The organism is Flavobacterium gelidicaeli (genome assembly GCF_013294005.1).
In the GTDB taxonomy this organism is placed as follows: Bacteria; Bacteroidota; Bacteroidia; order Flavobacteriales; family Flavobacteriaceae; genus Flavobacterium.
The window spans coordinates 447,776-472,333 of sequence record NZ_JABSNK010000001.1 but is presented as its reverse complement, the minus strand read 5'-3'; the positions used below and the strand labels follow the sequence as shown (position 1 = coordinate 472,333).

Below are 24,558 nucleotides of genomic sequence, written 5' to 3'. Positions count from 1 at the left end.
TTTATAAAGCCTTTTTAAAATCGGATGGGGAAACGCCTTCTGCTTTCTTGAAAAACCGGCTGAAGGACTGAATGTCTTCATAACCTATTTCGTAAGCGATCTCTTTGATACTTTTGTCGGAATAGCGCAATAGGCGGCGTGCTTCAAGGATGGTGCGGTCTTGAATGATCTGTAAAGGCGATTTTTCGTTGTATTTTTTGAATAAATTCGATAAGGTTTTCGGACTTTTATTCAGCATTTCGGCGTAATCAGCGACTTGGTGTTTGGTTTTAAAATTGCTTTCAACTAAGTAGTTGTATTCGCGAACAATATCCAATTGTTTTTTGTCAAATGTCGTTAACTCTGTTTGCTCTTTGTACACGCGAGTGCATAATATGAGCAGGCGTTTGAGCATCATTTGTAGCATATCGTTTTGCAAATCGTCTTTAGAAACCATTTCGATGGCAAACATTTTCCAAAGAATATCAAATTTTTCTAACTCGGCATCGGGAATCGCGATTTTTGGAAATTGTGACGCTCCAAAAAATAAAATACCCTTGCAACCAACTTCGCTATCGTGATCTGCAATGCAGTAAAACGCTCTGTTGAACCGAATTAATCGCGCACTGTTTACACTTAAAACCTCTACTTTATGGTACTCGGTTAAGAACAAAACCGAATTTGTCGGGAAGGTATGCTCGCTACCGTCTACTTTAATTTTTAATTCATCCAAAGCCCAAATAACAGTCAAACCATCCGTGATTTTTTCTTTGAGTAAATCACAATTGGTATTGTCAATTTCGGCTAAACGTATGAATTCATTGAGTTGACCTGTGTAGAGCATAACTTTTTTTATAATTTTAAAATGGCGTTGGCAGTATTCTGGGCAGCAATTACAGCGCCTTCCATATAGCCGGGATATTGATTGGCTGTTTCTGTGCCAGCAAAAAACAAGCGATTATCGCAATACGATTCCCTAAATAAAGGATGACCGTTGTTTTGATGCGGATACATAAAACCTAGTTGCTTCGCGCTTTTGGTGGCTGTTTCCTTTGCCCAAACTGTTTCATGATAAGACGTAAAGTCAAGCGATTCCTGACCAAATATTTTCTCTAATTGTGTTTTTAGTTTTGCCAAGCGCTCTTCTTGAGTGTACATTTCCATTCCGGAACTGATAAAACCACAAAGCGCAAATTTGTTCAAGGCCGCATTAGACTGATCGTAAAACTCCGTTATCGGGCCCACATTACTAAATAATGTGCCTGAAAAATTCTTGTTGCGCCAAAAAGGTTCGGCATAAACAAAAGCTACTTTAATAGAATCTTGCATCCAAGTATGGGTGTTTTCGGCAATAGCTGTGAGTTTTTGTGGCAACTCAGGAGTAATTTTAATATCATGTGTAAACAAGGCTTGCGGTAGCGTCGAAATCACATAATCAGTCTCGAAAGTTTTGTCAGGAGTGGTGATTTTTATTCTTTCGTTTTCAAAATCGATAGTCGTAACCGGTTCGTTCAAATGGATAGAGACAGCAGTCAATTTAGAATGAATAGTGTCGATTAGTTGGCTTGTTCCACCAATTACGCGGTAACTCGGACTGTTTTGTGGAATCTGGATTTCCTGAGCCGGAGCAGTAGAAAAAGGTTCGAAATACGATGTTCCTTGCATGAATTGCTCAAAATAATCCAAGTTTAATTCAGCTAAGAGGTTTCTAAAATGCACATGAGTTTCTTGAAACCAAGTAGCGCCCATTTCTACTTGAGCAGTAGCCGAGTTTATAGTGTGAATGCGGCCGCCAATACGCTCTCTGGCTTCAATAATTTCAATTTCGAAGCCTTTATTTTGTAATCGATAAGCTGTTAGTAATCCGCTTAATCCTGCGCCTAGTATGGTGATTTTTTTAGTCATTTTATAAAATGTAATTGCCTGTAAAAATACACGCTATTTCAATAAAATGTGGTTTTTGATTATCATTTTTTTGAATGGAACTATTAGAAACCAGAATAAGTAGCAGCTGTTTTTTAATAGGCTTTGATAAAACCGCCGAAAGCTATTTTATGTTCTTGCTATTTCTTTATCTTTGAAAAATAATCCAATTATTCAAATTCGAAACACACAGTATGAACTGGGAACAACTTTTATCACTAAAAAGACAAGGCGACACAAGCAAACGATTACGTATTGAACAAGATGATACCCGTTTAGGTTTTGAAGTAGATTATGATCGTATTGTTTTTTCGGCAGCTTTTAGAAGTTTGCAAGATAAAACGCAGGTGATTCCGCTTTCAAAAACCGACTTTGTGCACACTCGTTTGACGCACAGTTTAGAGGTTTCGGTAGTGGGGCGTTCTTTAGGACGATTGGTTGGGAAGAAAATAATTGAGAAATACCCACATTTAAAAGAAGTTCACGGCTATCACATGAACGATTTTGGAGCTATTGTTGCTGCTGCATCTTTGGCGCATGATATTGGGAATCCTCCTTTTGGACATTCTGGTGAGAAAGCCATTGGTGAGTATTTTTCTATTGGAAACGGAAAACAATATAAAGACCAATTGGCACCCAAAGAATGGCAAGATTTAATTGATTTTGAAGGAAATGCCAACGGATTTGCAGTTTTGTGTAGTTCTCGCCCTGGTGTTCTAGGAGGAGTTAGACTTACGTATGCTACTCTTGGTGCTTTTATGAAATACCCAAAAGAAAGCTTGCCTAAAAAACCAACAAAAGATATTGCAGATAAAAAATACGGTTTCTTTCAAACAGACAAGAAGTTTTTTGAAGATGTAGCTGCAGAACTGGGAATGATTCCCAATAAATCTGGAAATGATATTGGATTTGAAAGGCATCCACTGGCTTATTTAGTCGAGGCTGCAGATGATATTTGTTATACCATTATCGACTTTGAGGACGGAATAAATCTAGGGTTAGTCTCGGAGGATTTTGCTTTAGAATATTTGATTAAATTAGTAAAAGACAGTATTGATACTTCTAAATACAAAACATTAGAAACTAAAGAAGACCGCATCAGTTATTTGCGCGCATTAGCTATTGGTAGTTTGATTAACGATGCCGTAAAAGTGTTTGTTGAAAATGAAGAAGCAATTTTGAACGGGAAATTTCCTTTTGCTTTAACTGATAAAAGTAAGTACAAAGCACAGATGGATGATATTATCAAGATCAGTGTGAATAATATTTATCAAAGTCGTGAAGTAATCGAAAAAGAGATTGTAGGCTATCAGATTATTCAAACTTTATTGGATAAATTTATTACTGCTTATGATAATAAATTTAATGGCAAAGCGTCTAATTATGATGAATTAATCTTAAAAATGCTTCCTGAAAAACACCATATAGAAAAAGAAAATCTCTACGAAAGATTGTTGCATATTTGCCATTACATCTCTTTGTTAACAGATGGAAATGCCTTGGAATTATTTAATACTATTAATGGTAAAAAAGGGGTGTAAGCTTAAAAAGCATAAGTGATTCCCACGCCTAATACTTGCTTAAGTTGAAGTTTAGGGCCAACAGTAACTTGAACGCCCTCCACTTCTTCTTTAGCTTTAATGTCGTCATCATAAATAATGTGTGCGCCAATGTTTGTTTTTACATGGTTGTTAACTACTAATTCTACTAACAAATCGTTGTCGATGTCAATATTTCCGAAATGGTTGATATAGTCAGAATATAAACTTATCCTATTTTCAAGGGTTATGTTTTTTGCGATTTCTTGTTTGTATAAAGCTGTGACTAAAAAACCAAGTTCAATTTTGGATTTTTGTCCAGGAGTCAATAGGTTTCCGTCTGTATCATAAGTAGCTTTTACAACACCAAAAGTACCTAAGTCAGCCAGGCGTTGGTCCAATACAAAAGTCATTTTTGAAGTAAAAGGAGAGATATAGAGCATTCTGCTTTTTTCTTTGTTAGCATATTCAGCTCCAACACCTGCAAATAAATAGGCTGGTGCAAATGGCTTAGAAACGGCTGTATTTGTATTTGGGTATGAATATCCGTTGGTAAACTGCGTATTGAAATTCAATTTGGCTGTATGGTACCAGTTAGACAAGGTGTCTTTACGATATCCAAAAGCAGTGTTGTATTGAAAGACATCTTCCGTTTTTCGAACTTCTATTCCGTCTTGTTTGTTTAAACCGTAGCGCATTACTAATTCATTTGTCCAGTTGTAGTTTTCTTGAGTGTAAACACGGGTAAATTTTGACTTTAACAAACCTGAAATTGAACTTGTTCCCCCAGCACTCCAATTTAAAAAGGCAATTTCTGAAATGTCAAATCCCACTTGGTTTTTCTTAACCCAATGACTAAGAGTATCACGCTGTGCTGTAACTCTAGGGACTTGCTTGGTAGTAATTATTTTTTGAGAAAATACAGTTGACGAAAATAGGAATAATAAACAGAGAGAAAAAGGTACTTTAGACATAGGTTAGTTAGTTAGAAGACGCAAAATAATTATTTTGATTTTCTTGAAAAAATTATTTCCAAATTTTTAACGTCGATTTTGCAATATTGTTGCAACTCAAAAACCGTTCCATGTTCAATAAATTCATCTGGAATCCCCATTTTAGTTATACTTGTATGGTATTTGTTTCTCGATGCAAATTCTAATATTCCACTTCCAAAACCGCCAGTAACCGCCCCGTCTTCTATAGTGATTATTTCTTTAAAATTACTAAATATTTTGTGTAGTTCTATTTCATCTAAAGGCTTAATAAAAGGAAAATCATAATGAGCTATTTTTTCAGAATTTGAACTATTTGCTAAAGCTTGAATTACGTTATTTCCAATTGTTCCTGTTGATAAAACGGCGATATCAGTTCCTGTTTTTAAGCAAGCAGATTTTCCAATTTCGATTTTTTCGTATTTCCCAAAATTATTTTGTTTCCAATTAGAAAATTGACCGCGCCCTCTTGGGTAGCGAATTGCAATAGGATTTTGTAAACCCAGTTGTGCGGTGTATAAAATATTTTGAAGGGCTATTTCATTTAACGGTGCGTAGATAATTAAATTGGGAACGCAACGTAAATAAGCAATATCATAAACGCCGTGGTGTGTAGCACCATCTTCACCCACTAAACCAGCACGATCTAAGCAAAATATAACGGGTAAGTTTTGTAAAGCAACATCATGTATTACTTGATCGTAGGCACGTTGTAAAAAAGTCGAGTAAATGTTACAATACACAATCATGCCTTGCGTGGCCATACCAGCCGCTAATGTAACAGCATGTTGCTCTGCAATTCCCACATCAAAAGCACGCTCTGGTAAAGCTTCCATCATGAACTTTAGGGAACTTCCAGACGGCATTGCAGGAGTGATTCCGATGATTTTTTTATTCTTTTGAGCCAAATCTAATACGGTCAAGCCAAAAACATCTTGGTATTTTGGAGGGAGATGCTCTTCTGACTTCAAAATTATTTCTCCCGATTTCGCATCAAATTTTCCAGGAGCATGGTATTTTACCTGATCTTCTTCTGCTTGTTTTAAACCTTTTCCTTTAGTGGTAATCACGTGAAGAAATTTAGGTCCTTTTATTTTTTGTAATCGTTTTAATTCTTTAATCACCGCATGAATATCATGCCCATCTATAGGTCCTGAATAATCAAAGTTTAGCGACTTCATCATGTTATTCTGCCTCGGATTTTTACCGGTTTTTACAGCAGTTAGATAATCTTTTAAAGCACCAACACTCGGGTCAATTCCGATGGCGTTATCGTTAAGAATAACTAATAAATTGGCGTCAGTAACACCAGCGTGATTCAAGCCTTCAAACGCCATTCCAGAAGCTATGGAGGCATCGCCAATCACTGCAATGTGTTGTTTGTGAAAATCTCCTTTTAAATTGGAGGCAATCGCCATTCCTAATGCTGCCGAAATTGAAGTAGAGGAGTGGCCTACGCCAAAAGCGTCGTAAATACTCTCGCTTCTTTTGGGAAAACCAGAAATTCCGCCTAACCGTCTATTGGTGTCAAAATTTTCTCTTCTACCAGTCAATATTTTATGTCCATATGCCTGATGGCCTACATCCCAAATCAACAAATCCTCGGGAGTATTGAAAACATAGTGTAAGGCAATGGTTAGTTCTATAACGCCTAAACTAGCGCCAAGATGGCCTTCTTTTACAGAAACAATATCTATGATGAAATTGCGTAATTCTTGCGCCAATTGAGGAAGTTGCGCTTCGTCTAGTTGTCGTAAGTCTGCGGGGTAATTAATGTTTGAAAGTAAATTATCTGACATGAAGCAAATGTACGATTTGAAATCGTATTTTTGTAATCGATAAAAAAGTTGTTTCACAAAGAATCACAAAATAAGCAAAGAGTTACGAAGTACCATTTTTTGTAAATTTTTGCAGCCTACATTATGATAAACCCTTTCACAGACGAATACTTCATGAAAAAAGCTTTACAGGAAGCGGAAATGGCCTTTGATAAAGGTGAAATTCCTGTAGGGGCAATTATTGTGGTGAATAATACTGTTATTGCCAGAAGCCATAATCTTACTGAAATGCTTAATGATGTTACTGCACATGCTGAAATGCAATCTATAACCGCTGCCGCAAATTATCTTGGAGGGAAATATCTAAAAGACTGCACACTTTATGTTACGCTGGAACCTTGCCAGATGTGTGCGGGTGCTTTGTATTGGAGTCAAATTGCTACCATTGTTTTTGGTGCTTCAGACGCGCATCGCGGATACGAAAAAATGGGCACGCAACTACATCCTAAAACTATTGTAAGAAGAGGTATTCTCGCTGATGAGGCTGCTGACTTAATGAAACGCTTTTTTGCAACGAGAAGGAAATAGTTATTTACCGAATTTTCTTCTTAAATATTTCAAAAAAAATACTACATTTACTTTAATTGTATTCATACTAAATTGGTTAGGATTTTTTTTCAATCATAAGTGTGAATTTTTAACTCTTTAAAGTTTTAAGAAATGAAAATTAAAGGATTTGTTCTCGTGTTTTGTATGTTTTTTTTATTCCAAGGATGTTCTAAAAAATCAGCTTCTGATTTTAATTCTGATTTTTCCTTATTTAAAGAATTTATTAGCAATTTTACGGGAGGTATTGTCTCTGCTCAGTCTGACATTCGTGTTGTTTTAGCTTTTAATAAAAAAGAATGGAAAGCGAATCAGGTTTTAGATAATGATTTATTTGATATTTCGCCTAGCGTAGACGGAAAAGTAGTAGCGCTCTCAGCAAATACAATTGCTTTTATTCCCAAGGAAAAATTAAAACAAGATACTGAATATCAGGTTACCTTACATTTAGAAAAACTGATAGAAACAAAAAAAGAGTTGTCTGAGTTTAATTTTACAGTAAAAACAATCAAGCAAAACTATATAGTTGTAACTAATGATATTCAATCGTACAGTAAGGATTCGCAGTATTTGAATTGTATTTTAAAAACTGCCGATGTCACTGATTTAGAGTCGGCTATAAAACTCGTTTCAGCTCAACAAAACGGTAACAGTCTTCCAATTAAGTTTGACAAAGCCGTTCGTTCAGGAACAGAGTTTAGATTTGTTGTGGATAAAATTCAACGTTTAAGCGATGAAAGTAAGATAACGATCAATTTTGATGAAAGTGCCATCGATGCCGAAGAGAAAGACGCGGTTGAATATGTAATTGCTGCAAAAGGTGATTTTAAAATTATGAAAGTTGATGTTCCAGAAGGAAATAATCAAACGATGACAATCAATTTTTCAGAACCGCTTCGCAAAGATCAAGATTTTAGTGGTTTAGTATCAATTGAAAATGCTCGAAATTTAAAATTCAGTACGGATGGTAACCTACTCAGAGTTTTTTTTAATAATCAAACAACAGTAAGTTCTAAAAAAGTAGTTGAAGAAGTAGCCGAGGTTGTTGAAGAAGAAGTAACTGATGTAGTCGTAGATAGTGTTGGTGTTGAAAATGTAGTAAAAGATACTGCCGCTGTAGCTGTTGTTGCGCCTCCAGTGGTAGAGTATGTGGAGCCAGAAGTAGTGGTACAGCAATTATTGACAGGAGAATTGTTAGTAGAAGTTTTTCAAGGAATTGAAAGTAGCTACGGTCAAAGGATGAAAGAAACATATACTACTAAGATATCTTTTGATCAGGTAAAACCAGGTGTTAAATTCATTAAAAACGGAACCATTTTACCAAGTTCTAATAATCTAAAACTGAATTTTGAAGCAGCAAACTTGCGAGCGGTTGATGTAAAGGTTTATAAAATTTACTCAAATAATATTCTTCAATTTCTTCAGGATAATCAAATTAACGGGAGTCAGAATCTAAAAAGAGTCAGTCAGCCGATAGCCAAAACAACCATTAATTTAAAAGAAAATTCCTTAGTAAATACCAGTAAATGGAATACCTATGCTTTAGATCTTTCTCAAATTATAGCGCCGGAACCAGGAGCCATCTACAGAGTTGAATTTTCATTTAAAAAAGCATACTCTTTGTATAAATGTACCAATTTAGATCCAGAGGATAGTCAAGAGGAGGATCAAGAGGAAGTAGATGAAGATGATGTGAATTATAGTGGTTCTTATTATGACGATGACTATTATTATGAAAACTACAATTGGGAGGAGAGAGAAGACCCGTGTACAGATTCTTATTATTATGGTACAAAGGTTGGGACTAATATTCTAGCTTCGGACTTGGGTGTTATTGCTAAACGTGGGGCTGATAAATCATATTTTTTCGCTGTAAATAATATTGTAACAACAGAACCAGTTAGTGGTGCTAAGATTGAATTGTACAGCTACCAACAACAAAAATTAGCTACAGAAAATACAGATGGTGATGGTATAGCTAATTTTAAGCTGAATAAATTCGCCTATTTTGCTATTATTACTGAAGGGAAAAGTGCTACCTATATCAAGTTAGATGATGGTACGTCATTGTCAGTTAGTAATTTTGATGTTGCTGGTGAAACTTTACAAAAAGGATTAAAAGGATATATTTATGGAGAAAGAGGTGTTTGGCGCCCAGGAGACGATTTGTATTTATCTTTCATATTAAATGACGCGGCGAATAAATTACCGGAATCTCATCCAATAAAATTAAGACTTTCGGATCCCAATGGAAAAGTAGTGTACCAAAAAGTACAAAAATCGAATGATCTAAATCATTATGTTTTTATTGTTAAAACGGATGCTGATGCGCCTACCGGAAACTGGGAAGCCATGGTGAGTGTAGGTGGTGCTAAGTTTTATAAAAGTGTAAAAATTGAAACTATTAAACCCAACCGTTTGCGCATTAAAAATAGTTTTAAAAGAGCGGTTCTTTCTGCCTCTTATCCTAATAGTAGCAATCTAGAGGTAACTTGGCTTCACGGTGCTATCGCTAGAAATTTGAAGGTAGAAATGCAAGCTAAGTTTTCGCAACAAACAACTACTTTTAAAAATTATCCAAAATATAGTTTCGATGATTTAGTTCGCAAATTTGATACTGAAGAGATCAATATTTTCTCTGGTAAAATTGATGGAAACGGAAGAGCTTCGGTAACTATCCAACCCAAATTAAACAAACAAGCTCCAGGAATGTTAAGAGCTTCATTTATTACTAAAGTATATGAAGAGGGTGGTGATTTTAGTTCGGATGTGATTTCAACAACGTATTCTCCATACAAAGTTTATGTAGGTTTAAAATCTCCAGAGCCTAATAAATACGGTACCTTAGAAACAGGAAAAAGCAATAGATTTGATGTAGTAACTGTAGATGAAAACGGAAGACCGAGATCAGTAAGAGATCTTGAAGTGAAAATTTTCAGGGTACAGTGGCGATGGTGGTGGGATGCATCAGAAGATAATTTGTCTAATTATAATTCGTCTAATGCAACTACTTCATATAAAACCATGTACGTAAATACTGACTCTAATGGAAAAGGGAGTTTTCAGTTTGCAGTAGATGAGGATGAGTGGGGACGATATTTAGTGCGTGTTGCTGATGAAGATGGCGGACATGCCACTGCTCAAACCGTTTTGATTGATTGGCCAGTGTGGTCAGGTAAAACCAGAAATACTGATGCTTCAACAGCGAGTATGTTGGTTTTTTCTACCAATAAAAAAAATTATGCTGTAGGTGAAAAAGCCGAAATATCTTTTCCATCAAGTGAAGGTGGAAGGGCTTTAATTTCGATCGAAAATGGAACAAAAGTAGTTCAAACACTTTGGGCAGTAACTGAAAAAGGAGAAACTAAAGTGGAAGTGCCTATTACGTCAGCAATGGCTCCCAATGTATTTTTTAATATTACTTTATTGCAACCACATGCAACGACTAAAAATGATTCGCCTATCAGGATGTACGGAATTGTTCCCATCGAGGTAGTCGATAAAAACACCATTTTAGTGCCCAAAATTTCGATGCCCGCAGTGCTTAAACCAGAACAATCCTTTAACGTTCAAGTAAGTGAGCAGTCAGGAAAAGCAATGACATACTCGATTGCAGTTGTAGATGAAGGATTATTAGATTTAACCCGATTTAAAACACCGAATGCTTGGGATAGTTTTTACAGTCGTGAAGCCTTAGGAGTGAAAACTTGGGATGTTTACGATGATATTATTGGTGCGTATGGTGGTAAAGTGAATCAAATTTTTAGTATTGGTGGAGATCAGGATTTAGGAGGCGGAAAAGCCAAAAAAGCCAATCGTTTTAAAGCGGTTGTGATCTATCTTGGGCCTTTTCAATTACCAAAGGGAGGAACAAAAACACATCAAATAAAATTACCAAAATACATAGGGTCAGTAAGAACTATGGTGGTTGCAGGTGATGCAAGTACAAGTGCGTACGGAAATGTCGAAAAATCAACTCCAGTTCGTAGTCCGTTAATGGTATTGGCTTCATTGCCAAGAAAAATTTCTCCTTCTGAAAAAGTGACCATTCCAGTTACGGTTTTTGCGATGGAAAAAAACATAAAAAACGTACGAGTTGAAATAAAAACAAATAATGGACTGAGAGTTATTGGAACCAAAGTTCAGACGTTAAATTTTTCAAATCCGGACGAAAAAATGACGTATTTCAATTTAGAAGTAGGCCAAAGCACCGGTATTGGTAAAGTAACAATTACCGCAATTTCGGGAAGTGAAAGAGCTTCTTATGATGTTGAAATTGACATGACCAATCCAAACCCAATAACAAATACCTATAAAGATATAGTTTTAGAACCAAATAGTTCTAAGACAATTTCATGGGAAACCTTTGGTGTTGCCGGAAGTAATAAGGCGAAACTAGAAGTTTCGTCAATGCCAACTATCGATTTTAATCGAAGGTTACAATATTTAATAGGATATCCTCATGGTTGTGTAGAGCAAACTACATCATCTGTTTTTCCTCAATTGTATTTGAATGATGTGGTTGATATTGATGCAGGTCGTCAACAAGCAATTCAAAAAAATGTAACAGCAGGGATTACTAGATTAGGTGGTTTTCAATTAGCAAATGGAGGACTGTCGTACTGGCAAGGGAATGCGGTTGCAGATGATTGGGGTACTTCGTACGCGGGACATTTCTTGGTTGAGGCGGAGAAAAAAGGATATGTATTGCCTATTAACTTTAAATCTAAATGGATTTCGTACCAACAGAGAGAAGCCAAACAATGGCGATTTTTACCACAATATGGCAATGATTTGGCGCAAGCCTACCGTTTATACACTTTGGCTTTGGCGGGTGCTCCTGATTTGTCTTCGATGAATCGATTAAGAGAAACCGCTGCTATTTCTAATGAAAGTAAATTGCGATTGGCTTCGGCTTACGCTTTGGCTGGCCAAAAAGCAGCGGGTGTGTCTTTATTATTAAAAACTACTATTGATGACGAGAATACTAACTATGGTCGTTATTATTACTACGGATCAAGCGAGAGAAATAAAGCCATGACTTTAGAAACTTTAATTTCCTTGGGTTTAAAAGCAAAAGCATTTGCAGTAGCGACTCAGTTAGCTAAGAAAATGGCGAGTGATCAATGGATGAGTACGCAAACTACAGCCTACTGTTTGCTTGCAATGTCTAAGTTTGCTCAAAATAATGGTAGTAAAGGTATTGCAGTACAATTTAGGAAAGATGGAAAAGTCCAGACTATAAAAACGATGAAATCTATTGCAAACCGATCTTTAGACGTTAAGGCAGGGGTTAATTCAGTAACGTTAACCAATACTAAAGACAATACGATTTATGTAAGGGTCTTAAATAGCGGTATTTTGCCTATTGGTCAAGAACAGGTTTTACAAAATAATTTAGCAGCTTCAATACGTTTTAAAAATAGAAAAGGTGTTGTAATTGATGTGAGTAGAATTGATCAAGGAACGGAGTTTATAGCAGAAATAAACATTAGAAATTTAAAAAATGAGCGTGTTGAAAATGTTGCCTTGTCTCAAATTCTTCCTTCTGGGTTTGAAATTGTAAACACAAGATTTACAGATTACGGGGACGCTACTAACAATGTTGCTGACTATATTGACATACGTGATGATCGAACGAATTTCTACTTTGGACTTAAAGCAAATGAAACTAAAACATTTAGAGTATTGTTGAATGCTTCTTATTTAGGAACCTATTATTTGCCGGGATTACAGTGCGAAGCGATGTATGATAATACATTTCTAGCCAGAACAAAAGGGCAATGGGTTGAGGTTGTGAAATAATTATAAATTAACTCAGCTGTTTTATAAACTGCTGGGTATATTAAAGAGATTACTTGAAGAATAAACTATTAGCGTTTTTGCAACGCATCATTGACTGGATAAAACTGCATAAAATTAAATCATCAATAGTTTCTATACTGTTGGTGGTTTATTTTTTTTCTTTACCAAGCACTTTGTTTCAAGAACCGTATGCAACGGTTATTGAAAGTAAAGAAGGTGTTTTGCTTGGCGCCAAAATTGCTCGTGACGGACAATGGCGTTTTCCAGAACAAGACAGCGTTCCAGATAAATTCAAAAAATGTATTGTTTATTTTGAAGACGAGCATTTTTATCACCATCCAGGGTTTAATCCCGTTGCTATGTTTAATGCAGTGAAGCAAAATAGAGCTGCGAGGAAAGTGGTTCGCGGGGGGAGTACACTTACGCAACAAGTTATTCGCTTGTCTAGAAAAGGCAAAAGCCGAACCTATTTTGAAAAAGTAATTGAAGTAATCCTAGCCACCCGATTAGAATTAGGTTATTCAAAAGAATCAATTCTTGGTTTGTATGCGGCTCATGCTCCTTTTGGAGGAAATGTTGTTGGGCTCGAGATGGCATCTTGGCGCTACTTTGGTGTTCAATCGCATCAATTATCATGGGCGCAAAGTGCTACACTAGCAGTTTTACCTAATGCACCTAGTTTAATTTATCCGGGTAAAAATCAGCAGCGATTGCGAGCAAAAAGAGACCGTCTTTTATTGAAATTACAAAAGGAAGGAGTTATAGATAGCCAAATGTATACTCTTTCAATAGCTGAGCCATTGCCTCAAAAACCATACGATCTGCCGCAAATTGCACCGCACCTTTTGCAAAAAGTTGTTAAAGATCAAGAAGGGGAACGCGTAAAAACTACCGTTGAGGTAGAATTGCAAAATAGGGTCAACCAAATAGCTAAATACTATTATAATCAATACAAACAAAATGAAGTCAATAATTTAGCGATTATTGTAATTGATATCTCTAATAGGAATGTGATAAGTTATGTAGGTAATGCACCTACGGATAGAAACCATCAAAAAGATGTAGATATTATAGATGCACCAAGGAGCACAGGAAGTATTTTAAAACCGTTGTTGTACGCTGCAATGCTTGATGATGGAGAATTGCTACCCAATACTTTAGTACCTGATATTCCTACACAAATATCAGGTTATGCACCCCAGAATTACAACCTTACTTTTGATGGTGCTGTTCCTGCCCATCGAGCTTTGTCTCGTTCATTAAATATCCCTGCGGTTTTGATGCTACAAGATTTTGGGGTAAGTAAGTTTTATGAAGAATTGCAAAAATTTAAATTGAGGGATATTTCCCAGCCGCCTGATCATTATGGTTTGTCATTAATTTTAGGTGGAGCCGAAAGTAATTTGTGGGATCTATGCCGAACGTATGCGGGATTATCCTCGACAGTAGATTATTTTAATAGAAATAACGGGAAATACAGAACCAAAGAATTTGCAGAATTAAATATTCACAACAACTACAAAGTAGATTTTGGTGATCAAAGTGATCAAAAAACAATATTGGGAGCGGGATCTATTTGGCTTACGTACAATGCGATGGAACAAGTGGGACGTCCGGAAGGTGATGAAGCTTGGAAGTTTTATGATAGTGCTTTAAAAATTGCTTGGAAAACCGGAACAAGTTTTGGTAATCGAGATGCTTGGGCCATAGGAACCAACTCTAAATATGTAGTAGGTGTTTGGGTAGGGAATGCTACAGGGGAAGGACGTCCAACTTTGACTGGTGTGACTAGTGCTGCGCCTATTTTATTTGATGTGTTTAATTTGTTACCAAGAAAAAAGTGGTTTGCTACTCCTTATAAAGATTTAAAGGAAGTAGAAGTTTGCTCGTTAAGTGGTTACCTAGCACAAGAAAATTGTCCAAAAATTAGTCAATTGGTACCCTCAAAAGGAAGTGCTACTACAATTTGTCCGTATCACAAAACGATTCATGTAGATAAAAGTGGTCAGTTTAGAGTGAACAGTAGCTGTGAGGATATTGACAACATAGTGGTAAAGAATTGGTTTGTTTTACCACCAGTAATGGAGTGGTATTATAAAAGTCATCATATCGCATACCAAACATTGCCGCCTTTTAGAGCTGATTGTGGTGGTAGCCAAATTGCCTCAATGGATTTTATTTATCCTAAAGCCAATAGTAAAATATATTTGACCAAAGATTTTAATAGCAAAGTACAACCTGTGATATTAAAGGTTGCGCACTCGCAAAGTGAAGCACGACTGTTTTGGTATGTTGATAATGTATATAAGGGTGTTACAAAAACCTTTCATGAAATGCCTATAGAACCGGTTTCAGGTTTTCATTATATCACCGTTGAGGATGAGGATGGTAACGAAATTAGAAGAAAAATAGAGATTGTTCGGGAATAATTTTGATAAAAGTTGTTTTGATTTTAAGAAAAATTTGTGCTGATTTTGGGTTTGTTTATTTCTAAATTTGCAAAATATAATAAAGACCTAACTTAAGTTTTTTAAATAGGTTTTAAATCCAAATGATTAAAATATTTAAATGAAGAAAAGTTTACTGTCGCTCATGTTGGGCGGTATGACAATAGGAATAACAGAGTTTGTAATGATGGGGCTTTTGCCGGACATAGCATCAGATTTAAAAGTTTCCATTCCGGTGGCTGGGTATTTAATATCAGCCTATGCGTTAGGAGTTGTGATAGGCGCACCATTAATTGTAATGGTTGCTCGAAATACACCTCCCAAAAAGATTTTAATGATTCTCGCGGTGATGTTGACCATTTTTAACTCACTATCGATTATTGCACCTTCTTATAATTTCTTGTTCTTGTCTCGTTTACTATCAGGACTACCACACGGTGCTTTTTTTGGTGTGGGTGCTGTGGTGGCAACTAGACTAGCAGAAAAAGGAAAAGAAGGACAAGCTATATCCATTATGTTTTCAGGTTTAACAGTGGCAAATCTCGCTGGAGTTCCTTTTGGAACCTACATAGGGCATCACTTTGCTTGGCGGTATACGTTTATTATTATTGCCTTTATAGGACTATTAACGATAGCGGCACTTTATTTTTGGATGCCAAATTTAGAAGCCAGAGCAAAAGTAACAGTAAAAAGTCAATTGCAAGTATTTAAAAAACTAGACGCTTGGTTGGTAATTTTGATTACTGCCATAGGCACAGGAGGATTGTTTTGCTGGATTAGTTATATTGCTCCATTGTTAACAAACGTCTCTAAATTCTCAGCTGAAAATGTATCCTATATTTTGGTTTTAGCCGGGTTAGGAATGGTAATAGGAAATTTAATAGGAGGGAAGTTGACAGATCGGTTTTCTCCTGAGATTTCGATTATAGCTATTTTACTGTCACTTTCGGTTGATTTGGTTCTGGTTTATCTCTTTTCTTCAAATCAGTATGCAAGTTTAATTTTAGTGTTTACAACAGGTTGTATTTCTTTTTCGATTGGTTCAGCGATACAAATCTTAATGATTAGAACAGCGGTGGGTTCCGAGTTGATTGCATCGGCTTCTATACAAGCTGCTTTTAATGTGGGGAATGCGCTAGGTGCTTTTTTAGGGGGATTGCCATTAGTGGCAGGATTCAACTATGCAACACCTAATTTAGTAGGAGTTGTAATGTCGTTAAGTGGTGCGCTAATTACTGTTTTCTTTTTACAAAGAAAAAGAAGGCTTTTAGACTTATAAACTTATTAATAGATCTAATTAGTAGTAATCTAATGTCAAAAACATTTCAGTATTGTTTAATTTTAGTATTCTATACTCAGTTAAGCTGTAATTGGGGTTCTCGACTCCGTTTTAACTGATAATTGGGCATTTTTTCATCTTGTTAAATCATATAAAATTCAATAATTCTTAATAGGACAAAAAGTATAAAAGTAATTAGAATCTTATAATAGAACTTAGTTTTTAAGTCTGTTTTTTCAGCAGCTATGGTTAATGATTTTATGCTTTTGATAACGATGTCTTTATTTATCCAAAGAATAGCGAGTAATAATGTTTGATAAAGAATAGCGGTCTTAAGTGCTCCTACATGCACATGAAAAAAGATATCTTGTAAAATTATATTTACCAGAATGGCAGATAAAAATAAACAACCTATAATTCGACTTTTTTTAAATAAAAGCATTATTCCGCCAGTTATTTCCATGAAGCCAAGTATTACTACGTAAGGTTTAGAATAGCCATAGAAGGCCCACATTAACTGCATTCCTGTTAGTTGTGAAACTTTTTTATCGATTGCTGTAGCTCCATCAAATTGAATGATTTTTCCAGCTCCATAAACCATCATTGCTAACGTTACAATCCAGCTCATAGCTTGTTCTGCAATTTCTATCCTATCTTTTTTATTAAAATTCATTTTTAAGTTTTAATGCCTAAGTATACAGTTAATGTTTATCAAATATACTCTTTTTTTTTAGCCCGGATAGTAGTGAAAATCCTTTGATCCCGACCTTTAGGGATTAAAGATTGTAGCGAATAGCCGGAAATAGCTCCTGATAATTGTATTTAATGAAGCTCTTGCAATAGCTTGATTTATAATTTTATAGTGAGAACAAGACACAAAAAAACCGCCAATCTTGCGAAAAGCGGTTTCTTGTTTAGTCTTTTATAACATTTCCTTTTTTGTCAAAGAAATGATATTCTAAATACGTGTAAGCGTCACGTGGTATAATTTTCACCCATTTTTTATGTTCAAAAAACCATTTTGAACGTAATGATGGAAAACCTTTGGTAAGGTATGCGGCCACAAAAGGGTGTACGTTAAGCACAACATCTTTGTGAGTTTTTAATATTCTTTCTAGATCAGAGTTGATTCTATCAATGATTAAGATTGGCGCTTCAATTTCGCCTTTCACATCGTTAGGATCTTCTTCTCTAGTTTTAATGTTTACTTCTGGTCTTACTCTTTGTCTAGTAATTTGAACTAGTCCAAATTTACTAGGAGGTAAGATCTTGTGTTTCGCTTTATCATCACTCATTTCTTCCCTCAGGAATTCGAACAGGACTTTACGATTTTCAGGATTAGACATGTCGATAAAATCAATTACGATAATTCCGCCCATATCACGTAGACGCAATTGTCTAGCGATTTCAGCGGCAGCAATCATATTTACTTCTAGTGCTGTGTCTTCTTGGTTAGAGGCTTTATTAGAACGGTTTCCGCTGTTTACGTCTATAACGTGTAAAGCTTCAGTGTGTTCGATAATAAGGTAGGCCCCTTTACTCATGGAGACTGTTTTACCAAAAGAGGTCTTGATTTGTCTCTCTATGTTGTATTTCTCAAAAATGGGTGTGTCATTTGATTGATAAAACTTAACAATAGATTGTTTGGATGGTGCAATTTCTTGCAAATAATCCTTTGTTTGGTTGTACAACTCTTCATCATCAATTTGAATACCACTAAAGGTATCATTAAAAACGTCTCTTAAAATAGAGGAAGCTCTGTTGAGTTCTCCTAAAATTTTTGACGGATGATGAGCGGTCGGTAATTTTTTACACATTGCAGTCCATCTGCCTAGCAGGTTCTGCAAATCTTTTTCTAATTCGGTTGTATTTTTGCCTTCGGCTACTGTACGAACAATAACACCAAATCCTTTTGGTTTGATGGATTGCACAAGTTTTTTTAGTCTGTCTTTTTCTTTTTTGTCTTCTATTTTTTGAGAAATAGAAACACGATCAGAAAAAGGAACCAAAACAATAAAACGTCCGGCAAGAGATAGCTCAGCGCTAATCCTTGGTCCTTTAGTAGATATTGGTTCTTTTACAACTTGTACAAGAATAGATTGATTGGCATTTATTACGTCAATAATAATTCCATCTTTATCAATCTCTTTTTCAAACTGAAAGTTTTTTAGGGAGAAATCTTTTAATTTACCTGCGCTTACAAGTTTTATGAATTTCAGTTGAGAAGATAAATTAGGGCCTAAGTCATGATAATGTAAAAAGGCATCTTTTTCATAGCCAACATTTACAAAAGCAGCGTTAAGTCCGGCAACTGGTTTCCTGATTTTAGCAATAAAAATATCACCAACCTGAAAGTTGCTTTTTTCTTCTTCTTTATGTAATTCAATTAGTTTTCCATCTTTTAATAAGGCAAAATCTACGAAATCAGAACTAGATCTAATGATTAATTCTTTATTCATTTGTAAATTTTTATCCAAACTTTTAGTTTCAGGTTTAAAGTTTTAGTGTTTGAGTTTTAAAAAGCTCATAGCAGATAACTTACCACTTATAACTGAATTGTTAGGATGGATTAAACAATAATTTTAACAGGTATTGAACCCGGGGAAAAGAAGATTATTGGAGAACTGAATAAAGAGCATAGACTTTTTGTCGTCTATGCTCTATTCTTTTTTCTCTTTGATCTTTTTTCAATTTCAATGAACGGTTAAAAAGAAAAAAGTAGTTATAAACTACTTTTTCTTTTTGTGACGGTTAGCTCTCGCTCTTTTTTTACGTTTGTGAGTTGCTACCTTATGTCTCTTTCTTTTTTTACCACTTGGCATATCGAGTTGATTTTATGATTAATATTATTTTGCTTCGTTATTTATTTTTACTCCTTCTACAAAAACTTTTGCAGGTTTGAAAGCAGGAATGTTGTGTGCAGGAATTTTTATTGTGGTATTCTTAGAAATATTTCTTCCAGTTTTCTCAGCTCTTGTTTTCACGATGAAACTACCAAAACCTCTTAAATATACATTGTCTCCAGTTTCAAGTGAGTTTTTAACTTCATTCATAAAAGTTTCAACTGTTGCTTGAACATCTCCTTTTTCAAGACCTAGTTTTTCTGAAATTTTTGCTACGATATCTGCTTTCGTCATTTTCTTTCCTTATTTATTATATTGTAATAATTTTTTTGAGTGTGCAAATATATGAATTTAAAAAACAAATATTCAAGCTAATTCATTAAATTTTAATCACATAAACTTTTACTTTTGTAAACAAATATTTAACAATGAATTTTTATAACTCGCTAGTTAAGTGGTATTTAGTAAATAAACGTGATTTACCATGGCGAAATACCACTAATCCTTACTTCATTTGGCTCTCAGAAATCATGTTGCAACAGACAAGAGTAGCGCAAGGAACGCCTTATTTTCTGTCTTTTACAACTGCTTTCCCAACTGTTTTTGATTTGGCGAAAGCCGATGAAGAACAAGTCTTGAAACTTTGGCAAGGACTAGGTTATTATTCTAGAGCTCGTAACTTACATAAAACAGCGCAATATATAGCTTTTGATTTAAATGGCGTCTTTCCTGACAATTATAATGACTTATTAAAATTAAAAGGGGTGGGCGAATATACCGCTGCGGCAGTTGCTTCTTTTTCCTATAATGAAATTGTGCCTGTTGTTGATGGAAATGTTTTTAGAGTGCTGTCTCGTTATTTTGATATTGAAACTGATATTGCTTTGGCTTCTGCCAAAAAAGAATTTGCTGCATTGGCTTTTGAATTAATGCCAAAAGATGATCCTGCTACTTTTAATCAAGCTATAATGGAGTTTGGTGCATTGCAATGTGTGCCTAGAAATCCTGATTGTACTGTATGTGTCTTTAATGATAGCTGTCTTGCTTTAAAAAAGAATAAAGTTGCTTTATTGCCTGTGAAGTTGAAAAAGTTAAAAGTGACTAAACGCTACTTTAATTATATAGTTGCTACAGATGAAAATGAAAATACCATTATTAATAAGAGGACTGCTAAAGGAATATGGCACAATTTATATGAGTTCCCTTTGATTGAGACAGAGAAAGAAGTTGATTTTGATTTTATAGCTCCGCAAATTCAGGATGCTTTTTTTGATAATAATAAGGTATTGAGTATTATGGAGGATAATGAAAAAAGTATTGTTCATAAGTTATCGCACCAACACCTATATATTAAGTTCTGGAAAGTTGCTGTTTATGGCAGTCTTGAAGGCGGGATAAATCAAGAAACCTTGAAGAGTTTTCCCTTTCCTATTGTTATTCATAATTTTATTGAAAAGGCGTAATTAGAAGATTTTAAAATAATGTATCTTTGGTATTTATACCTATATATTATGAACGGAACGTTAAATAAAGTAATGCTGATTGGTCATTTAGGTGACGATATAAAAATGCATTATTTTGATGGAGGAAATTGCATTGGGAGATTCCAACTTGCAACTAATGAGGTTTACATTAATAAAACTACTAACGAGAAGATCACTTCTACTGAGTGGCATAATTTAGTAGTGCGCAATAAAGCGGCAGAAATTTGTGAAAAATATTTGACAAAAGGAGATAAGATCTATGTAGAAGGGCGTATTAAGTCCCGTCAATGGCAAGCCGAAGATGGGTCTACAAAATATGCATCAGAAATTCAAGTAACCGAGTTTACTTTTTTATCTACAAAAAAGGATGCTGAAAACAACAAGCAAAATGACAGTTCAGAATCCGCAAAAAACACTAACTTTGACCCAAAAAATAATGGTTTGCCTATCAATGATTTACCATTTTAATGTTTAACTAATCTTTTTTAATTTGGACCCAGATCCCAGTTTGAATTTCGCATATACAATAGATATGAATCTCGTGTTTGGTTTCTTCGGAATATTTGTTTTGCTATTGTGCTCAGCATTAGTGTCAGGTGCCGAAGTGGCTTTATTTTCTTTGTCTCAAAAAGATATTGACGAAGCTATTCAAGGGAATGACTCCAAAGGTAAAATTTTAGCTGATTTACTCGAAAGACCTAAAAGGCTACTAGCAACATTACTAGTTGCGAACAACTTTATTAATATAGGTGTAGTTATTCTTTTCTCTTTTATTGGAGATGGTTTGTTTGAAAGTGTTACATCTCCTGTTTTAAAATTTATTCTTGAAGTAATTGTTGTTACTTTCTTGTTGTTGCTTTTTGGGGAGGTTTTGCCAAAGGTATATGCGAGTAGAAACAACGTGAAATTTGCGAAGTTTGTTTTGTACCCAATAGTTGTTTTGGATAAATTGCTTTCGCCAATAAGTATTCCAATGCGCCAATTGACGGTTTTCCTGCATAATAAGCTCGGTAAACAGAAGACTAATTTTTCTGTAGACCAACTTTCTCAAGCATTAGAACTTACTTCATCCGATGATACCTCCTCTGAAGAGCAAAAAATTTTAGAAGGGATTGTTTCTTTTGGAAATACTGACACGAAACAAGTTATGAGTCCAAGGATTGATATTTTTGCTCTAGAAGTTTCTGAAAGTTTTGATGAGATTTATCCAAAAATTATTGAAAAAGGTTATTCTAGGATTCCGGTTTATAGAGATAACGTAGATCAAATAGAAGGTGTTTTGTTTGTTAAAGATTTATTACCTCATATAAATACAGATGATTTTGAATGGACAACTTTAATAAGGCAGCCTTTCTTTGTTCCTGAAAATAAAAAACTAGACAATTTACTGAAGGATTTTCAGAATATGAAAAGTCATTTAGCAATAGTTGTTGATGAATACGGTGGGACATCAGGATTAGTATCTCTAGAAGATGTTATAGAGGAGATCGTAGGAGATATTAGTGATGAGTTTGATGACGAGGATATCAACTTTTCTCAGTTAGATGATAAGAATTATATTTTTGAAGGAAAAATAAATTTAAAAGATTTCTACAGAATTATTGATGTAGATGAAGATCTTTTTGACGTTAAAAAAGGAGAAGCAGAGACATTAGCAGGATTTATTCTAGAGATATCAGGTAACTTTCCAGGTAAAGGACAAAAAATTTCATTTGAAAACTGTTTGTTTACCATAGAAGCAGTAGATAAAAAACGTATAAAACAGATAAAAGTAACGATTGATGGTTAATTTTAAAAAGGAGAATAAGGGTAGTTTATTGGCTGTTGCAATACTGTTTTTCAGTGTATTGTTTTTTTCTAGTTGTAAAAATGATGTACTTCCGAAGCCATCAAGTTATTTGCGATTGGATTATGCTGAAGCAAAATATGCAAATTTTGAAAATGACTGTCCGTTTACTTTCGAAATGAATGCTGATGCAGTGATAACAGGGGAGAAAGATTGTGGTTTTACAATTACGTATCCTAAAATGAAAGCGACTATTTATTTGACTTATAAGCCAGTAAATAATAATATTAATGTTTTGCTAAAGGATGCTCAAAAGCTAACTTATGAACATGTTATTAAAGCAGATGATATCTTAGAGCAACCGTTTTTAGATGCTACTAAAAAAGTGTACGGTATGTTCTATCAAGTGGATGGGAATGCGGCAACTAATTCGCAGTTTTACGCCACGGATAGTATAAAACACTTCATTACAGGTTCAGTTTATTTTTATGCAAAACCTAATTATGACTCTATTATGCCAGCTGCTAGTTATGTAAAAAACGATATGCAAAGGTTGATGGAAACCTTAAAATGGAAGTAATACCCAAAAAACAATACAATATACACTAGTATTTCTAGGTCGAGGTATTCTAGATGCAGTAATGATTATCGATTCTACTTTAATTTTTAGAGACTGAACTATATAAAAAAAGCATTCACGACAGTGAATGCTTTTTTTGTGAAAAAACTATTTTGATTACGATTTCATGTTTGAAACGGTGTAGGTTTTTCCGTCTCCAGTTGCTTGAACTACTTTAGTAAGCGCTTCTGGATTTTGAACTGTTTTATCAAAAGTTACCGTCGCTAGTTTTTTGTCAAAATCTACTGTGGCAGTTTGTACACCTTCTAGATCAGTTAATTCTTGTTGAATTGTTTTAGCACAGCCAACTTCGCAGGTCATTCCTTCGATAGAAAAACTTGCTGTTTGAACGTTTTCGGCAGCGATTTCTTTTTTAACTTTTGGAGCAGTTGATTCTGTTTTTGCAGTTTCAGTTGGTGCTTCGTCAGCGTTTTTCTTGCAACTTACAAATACGAGACTAGCTAAAGCTACTGCGGCAATTAATTTTGAGATTTTCATTATATTTTGATTTTAAGTATTGATCGAAAAATGATATTTACACACAAAATTAGTCAAAAAACTACGGCTAATCCATAAAATTATTACAATTTTGGGGCAAAATTAAAATCATGGAATCGAAACAATTAAAATGGGGTTATTTATTAGTGCTTTCTTTAGTATGGGGAAGTTCCTTTATATTAATCAAGAAAGGATTAATTGGTTTGACTGCGATTCAAGTGGGGTCTTTACGAATAATTTTTGCAGCTATTTTTTTATTATTAATTGGTTTTAAAAGTTTGTCAAAAATCCCAAAAGAGAAATGGAAATTTATTGCCTTGACATCTGTGTTTGGTACTTTTGTTCCTGCTTTTCTTTTTGCTATTGCTGAAACCGAATTAGATAGTGCTGTTACCGCAATTCTTAATTCTTTAACGCCTTTGAGTACGTTAATATTAGGTGCGTTGTTATTTGGAATTAGTTTTCAAAAACGACAAGTTTGGGGTGTTCTTATTGGTTTAGTTGGGAGTTTGCTTTTAGTATTTAATGGTGCGATGAATCATCCTGATCAAAATTACTTTTATGCTATTCTAGTGGTAATTGCTTCAATTTGTTATGCTGTAAATGTGAATTTAATTAAGCGATACTTGTCTGATTTAAGTCCGTTGAGTATTACAACTGGAAATTTCTTGATTTTAATAGTTCCAGCTTTGGCTATTTTGTTTGCTACAGGGTTTTATGATGTTATGGCTGTAGCCAAAGTGCAGCATTCTGTATTGTTTATCATGGTTTTAGGTGTGGTAGGAACCGGTATCGCTAATATATTGTTCTTTAAATTAATTCAAATTTCCTCTCCTGTTTTTGCTACGTCAGTAACTTATTTAATTCCCGTAGTAGCTTTCTTCTGGGGGTTATTAGATAATGAAGTATTGACCGCAGTACAATTTGGTGGTGCTTTTATAATATTGATAGGGGTTTATTTATCTGCTAAAAAATAAAAAA

18 protein-coding genes are annotated in these 24,558 nt (G+C 34.8%); 10 read left to right on the top strand and 8 right to left on the bottom strand.

Annotation, left to right across the window (positions count from 1 at the left end; translation table 11 throughout):
- Position 1: 1 nt before the first annotated feature.
- Together HNP99_RS02090 and HNP99_RS02085 are read right to left on the bottom strand one after the other, a co-directional pair.
- The gene (locus HNP99_RS02090; RefSeq protein WP_173850769.1) at positions 2-823 is read right to left on the bottom strand and encodes a helix-turn-helix domain-containing protein; all 822 of its coding nucleotides are present in this window, start codon (positions 821-823) and stop codon (positions 2-4) included.
- Positions 824-831: 8 nt separating this feature from the next.
- The gene (locus HNP99_RS02085; RefSeq protein ID WP_173850767.1) at positions 832-1,884 is read right to left on the bottom strand and encodes a flavin monoamine oxidase family protein; all 1,053 of its coding nucleotides are present in this window, start codon (positions 1,882-1,884) and stop codon (positions 832-834) included.
- A gap of 212 nt (positions 1,885-2,096) precedes the next feature.
- Between HNP99_RS02085 and HNP99_RS02080 the strand changes: the two genes are divergently transcribed.
- Positions 2,097-3,443, top strand: a complete 1,347-nt coding sequence (locus HNP99_RS02080) for a deoxyguanosinetriphosphate triphosphohydrolase (protein ID WP_173850765.1) — start codon at positions 2,097-2,099, stop codon at positions 3,441-3,443.
- A gap of 2 nt (positions 3,444-3,445) precedes the next feature.
- On the opposite strand, the gene HNP99_RS02075 is transcribed toward HNP99_RS02080, so the two are convergent.
- Together HNP99_RS02075 and HNP99_RS02070 are read right to left on the bottom strand one after the other, a co-directional pair.
- Positions 3,446-4,414, bottom strand: coding sequence for a DUF3078 domain-containing protein (locus tag HNP99_RS02075; RefSeq protein WP_173850763.1), 969 nt, complete (start codon positions 4,412-4,414; stop codon positions 3,446-3,448).
- Between the two features lie 29 nt (positions 4,415-4,443).
- Positions 4,444-6,231, bottom strand: a complete 1,788-nt coding sequence (locus tag HNP99_RS02070) for a 1-deoxy-D-xylulose-5-phosphate synthase (RefSeq protein WP_173850761.1) — start codon at positions 6,229-6,231, stop codon at positions 4,444-4,446.
- A 123-nt stretch (positions 6,232-6,354) separates the two neighbouring features.
- On the opposite strand from HNP99_RS02070, the gene HNP99_RS02065 reads away from it, so the two are divergent.
- The 4 genes from HNP99_RS02065 (at position 6,355) to HNP99_RS02050 (ending at position 16,347) form a co-directional block, all read left to right on the top strand.
- Positions 6,355-6,798, top strand: a complete 444-nt coding sequence (locus HNP99_RS02065; RefSeq protein WP_173850759.1) for a nucleoside deaminase — start codon at positions 6,355-6,357, stop codon at positions 6,796-6,798.
- A gap of 132 nt (positions 6,799-6,930) precedes the next feature.
- The gene (locus tag HNP99_RS02060) at positions 6,931-12,621 is read left to right on the top strand and encodes an alpha-2-macroglobulin family protein (RefSeq protein WP_173850757.1); all 5,691 of its coding nucleotides are present in this window, start codon (positions 6,931-6,933) and stop codon (positions 12,619-12,621) included.
- A gap of 53 nt (positions 12,622-12,674) precedes the next feature.
- Positions 12,675-15,050 carry a penicillin-binding protein 1C gene (gene pbpC / locus HNP99_RS02055; RefSeq protein WP_173850755.1) on the top strand — a complete coding sequence of 792 codons (2,376 nt, stop codon included), beginning with the start codon at positions 12,675-12,677 and terminating at the stop codon, positions 15,048-15,050.
- A 139-nt stretch (positions 15,051-15,189) separates the two neighbouring features.
- The gene (locus HNP99_RS02050; protein ID WP_173850753.1) at positions 15,190-16,347 is read left to right on the top strand and encodes an MFS transporter; all 1,158 of its coding nucleotides are present in this window, start codon (positions 15,190-15,192) and stop codon (positions 16,345-16,347) included.
- A 142-nt stretch (positions 16,348-16,489) separates the two neighbouring features.
- Here the strand turns inward: HNP99_RS02050 and HNP99_RS02045 are convergent, their stop codons facing one another.
- The 3 genes from HNP99_RS02045 to HNP99_RS02035 all read right to left on the bottom strand — a co-directional run bounded on the left by HNP99_RS02045 (position 16,490) and on the right by HNP99_RS02035 (position 19,484).
- Positions 16,490-17,020 carry a hypothetical protein gene (locus HNP99_RS02045; RefSeq protein ID WP_173850751.1) on the bottom strand — a complete coding sequence of 177 codons (531 nt, stop codon included), beginning with the start codon at positions 17,018-17,020 and terminating at the stop codon, positions 16,490-16,492.
- Positions 17,021-17,261: 241 nt separating this feature from the next.
- Entirely contained in the window at positions 17,262-18,806 is a 1,545-nt protein-coding gene (locus tag HNP99_RS02040; protein ID WP_173850749.1) for an Rne/Rng family ribonuclease, read from the bottom strand.
- Between the two features lie 387 nt (positions 18,807-19,193).
- Entirely contained in the window at positions 19,194-19,484 is a 291-nt protein-coding gene (locus HNP99_RS02035) for an HU family DNA-binding protein (protein WP_016989051.1), read from the bottom strand.
- Between the two features lie 134 nt (positions 19,485-19,618).
- Between HNP99_RS02035 and mutY the strand changes: the two genes are divergently transcribed.
- Genes mutY through gldD form a run of 4 tightly spaced genes read left to right on the top strand, consistent with a single transcriptional unit; the run spans position 19,619 to position 23,040 of the window.
- Positions 19,619-20,653 carry an A/G-specific adenine glycosylase gene (gene mutY / locus HNP99_RS02030; RefSeq protein WP_173850748.1) on the top strand — a complete coding sequence of 345 codons (1,035 nt, stop codon included), beginning with the start codon at positions 19,619-19,621 and terminating at the stop codon, positions 20,651-20,653.
- 48 nt (positions 20,654-20,701) lie between these two features.
- Complete coding sequence (locus HNP99_RS02025; protein WP_173850746.1) at positions 20,702-21,142, top strand: single-stranded DNA-binding protein; 441 nt, start codon at positions 20,702-20,704, stop codon at positions 21,140-21,142.
- 22 nt (positions 21,143-21,164) lie between these two features.
- Positions 21,165-22,463: a gliding motility-associated protein GldE gene (locus HNP99_RS02020; protein ID WP_173850744.1), complete on the top strand. Its 1,299-nt coding sequence runs from the start codon at positions 21,165-21,167 to the stop codon at positions 22,461-22,463.
- A complete protein-coding gene (gldD, locus tag HNP99_RS02015) occupies positions 22,456-23,040 on the top strand; it encodes a gliding motility lipoprotein GldD (RefSeq protein WP_173850742.1) in 585 nt (194 codons plus the stop codon). Before HNP99_RS02020 ends, gldD begins: the two co-directional genes overlap by 8 nt.
- Before the next feature lie 156 nt (positions 23,041-23,196).
- Here gldD and HNP99_RS02010 read toward each other — a convergent pair whose 3' ends face one another.
- Positions 23,197-23,577 (bottom strand): heavy-metal-associated domain-containing protein, encoded by a 381-nt coding sequence (locus HNP99_RS02010; protein ID WP_173850740.1) that lies wholly within the window; start codon positions 23,575-23,577, stop codon positions 23,197-23,199.
- A 110-nt stretch (positions 23,578-23,687) separates the two neighbouring features.
- On the opposite strand from HNP99_RS02010, the gene HNP99_RS02005 reads away from it, so the two are divergent.
- The gene (locus tag HNP99_RS02005) at positions 23,688-24,554 is read left to right on the top strand and encodes a DMT family transporter (protein ID WP_173850738.1); all 867 of its coding nucleotides are present in this window, start codon (positions 23,688-23,690) and stop codon (positions 24,552-24,554) included.
- The last annotated feature ends 4 nt before the right edge of the window (positions 24,555-24,558 follow it).

Bases quoted from the DNA above. Each gene is read 5' to 3' on its own strand.
- HNP99_RS02090 (WP_173850769.1), bottom strand. From the start codon at position 823: ATGCTCTACACAGGTCAACTCAATGAATTCATACGTTTAGCCGAAATT.
- HNP99_RS02085 (WP_173850767.1), bottom strand. From the start codon at position 1,884: ATGACTAAAAAAATCACCATACTAGGCGCAGGATTAAGCGGATTACTA.
- HNP99_RS02080 (WP_173850765.1), top strand. From the start codon at position 2,097: ATGAACTGGGAACAACTTTTATCACTAAAAAGACAAGGCGACACAAGC.
- HNP99_RS02075 (WP_173850763.1), bottom strand. From the start codon at position 4,414: ATGTCTAAAGTACCTTTTTCTCTCTGTTTATTATTCCTATTTTCGTCA.
- HNP99_RS02070 (WP_173850761.1), bottom strand. From the start codon at position 6,231: ATGTCAGATAATTTACTTTCAAACATTAATTACCCCGCAGACTTACGA.
- HNP99_RS02065 (WP_173850759.1), top strand. From the start codon at position 6,355: ATGATAAACCCTTTCACAGACGAATACTTCATGAAAAAAGCTTTACAG.
- HNP99_RS02060 (WP_173850757.1), top strand. From the start codon at position 6,931: ATGAAAATTAAAGGATTTGTTCTCGTGTTTTGTATGTTTTTTTTATTC.
- HNP99_RS02050 (WP_173850753.1), top strand. From the start codon at position 15,190: ATGAAGAAAAGTTTACTGTCGCTCATGTTGGGCGGTATGACAATAGGA.
- HNP99_RS02045 (WP_173850751.1), bottom strand. From the start codon at position 17,020: ATGAATTTTAATAAAAAAGATAGGATAGAAATTGCAGAACAAGCTATG.
- HNP99_RS02040 (WP_173850749.1), bottom strand. From the start codon at position 18,806: ATGAATAAAGAATTAATCATTAGATCTAGTTCTGATTTCGTAGATTTT.
- HNP99_RS02035 (WP_016989051.1), bottom strand. From the start codon at position 19,484: ATGACGAAAGCAGATATCGTAGCAAAAATTTCAGAAAAACTAGGTCTT.
- mutY (WP_173850748.1), top strand. From the start codon at position 19,619: ATGAATTTTTATAACTCGCTAGTTAAGTGGTATTTAGTAAATAAACGT.
- HNP99_RS02025 (WP_173850746.1), top strand. From the start codon at position 20,702: ATGAACGGAACGTTAAATAAAGTAATGCTGATTGGTCATTTAGGTGAC.
- gldD (WP_173850742.1), top strand. From the start codon at position 22,456: ATGGTTAATTTTAAAAAGGAGAATAAGGGTAGTTTATTGGCTGTTGCA.
- HNP99_RS02010 (WP_173850740.1), bottom strand. From the start codon at position 23,577: ATGAAAATCTCAAAATTAATTGCCGCAGTAGCTTTAGCTAGTCTCGTA.
- HNP99_RS02005 (WP_173850738.1), top strand. From the start codon at position 23,688: ATGGAATCGAAACAATTAAAATGGGGTTATTTATTAGTGCTTTCTTTA.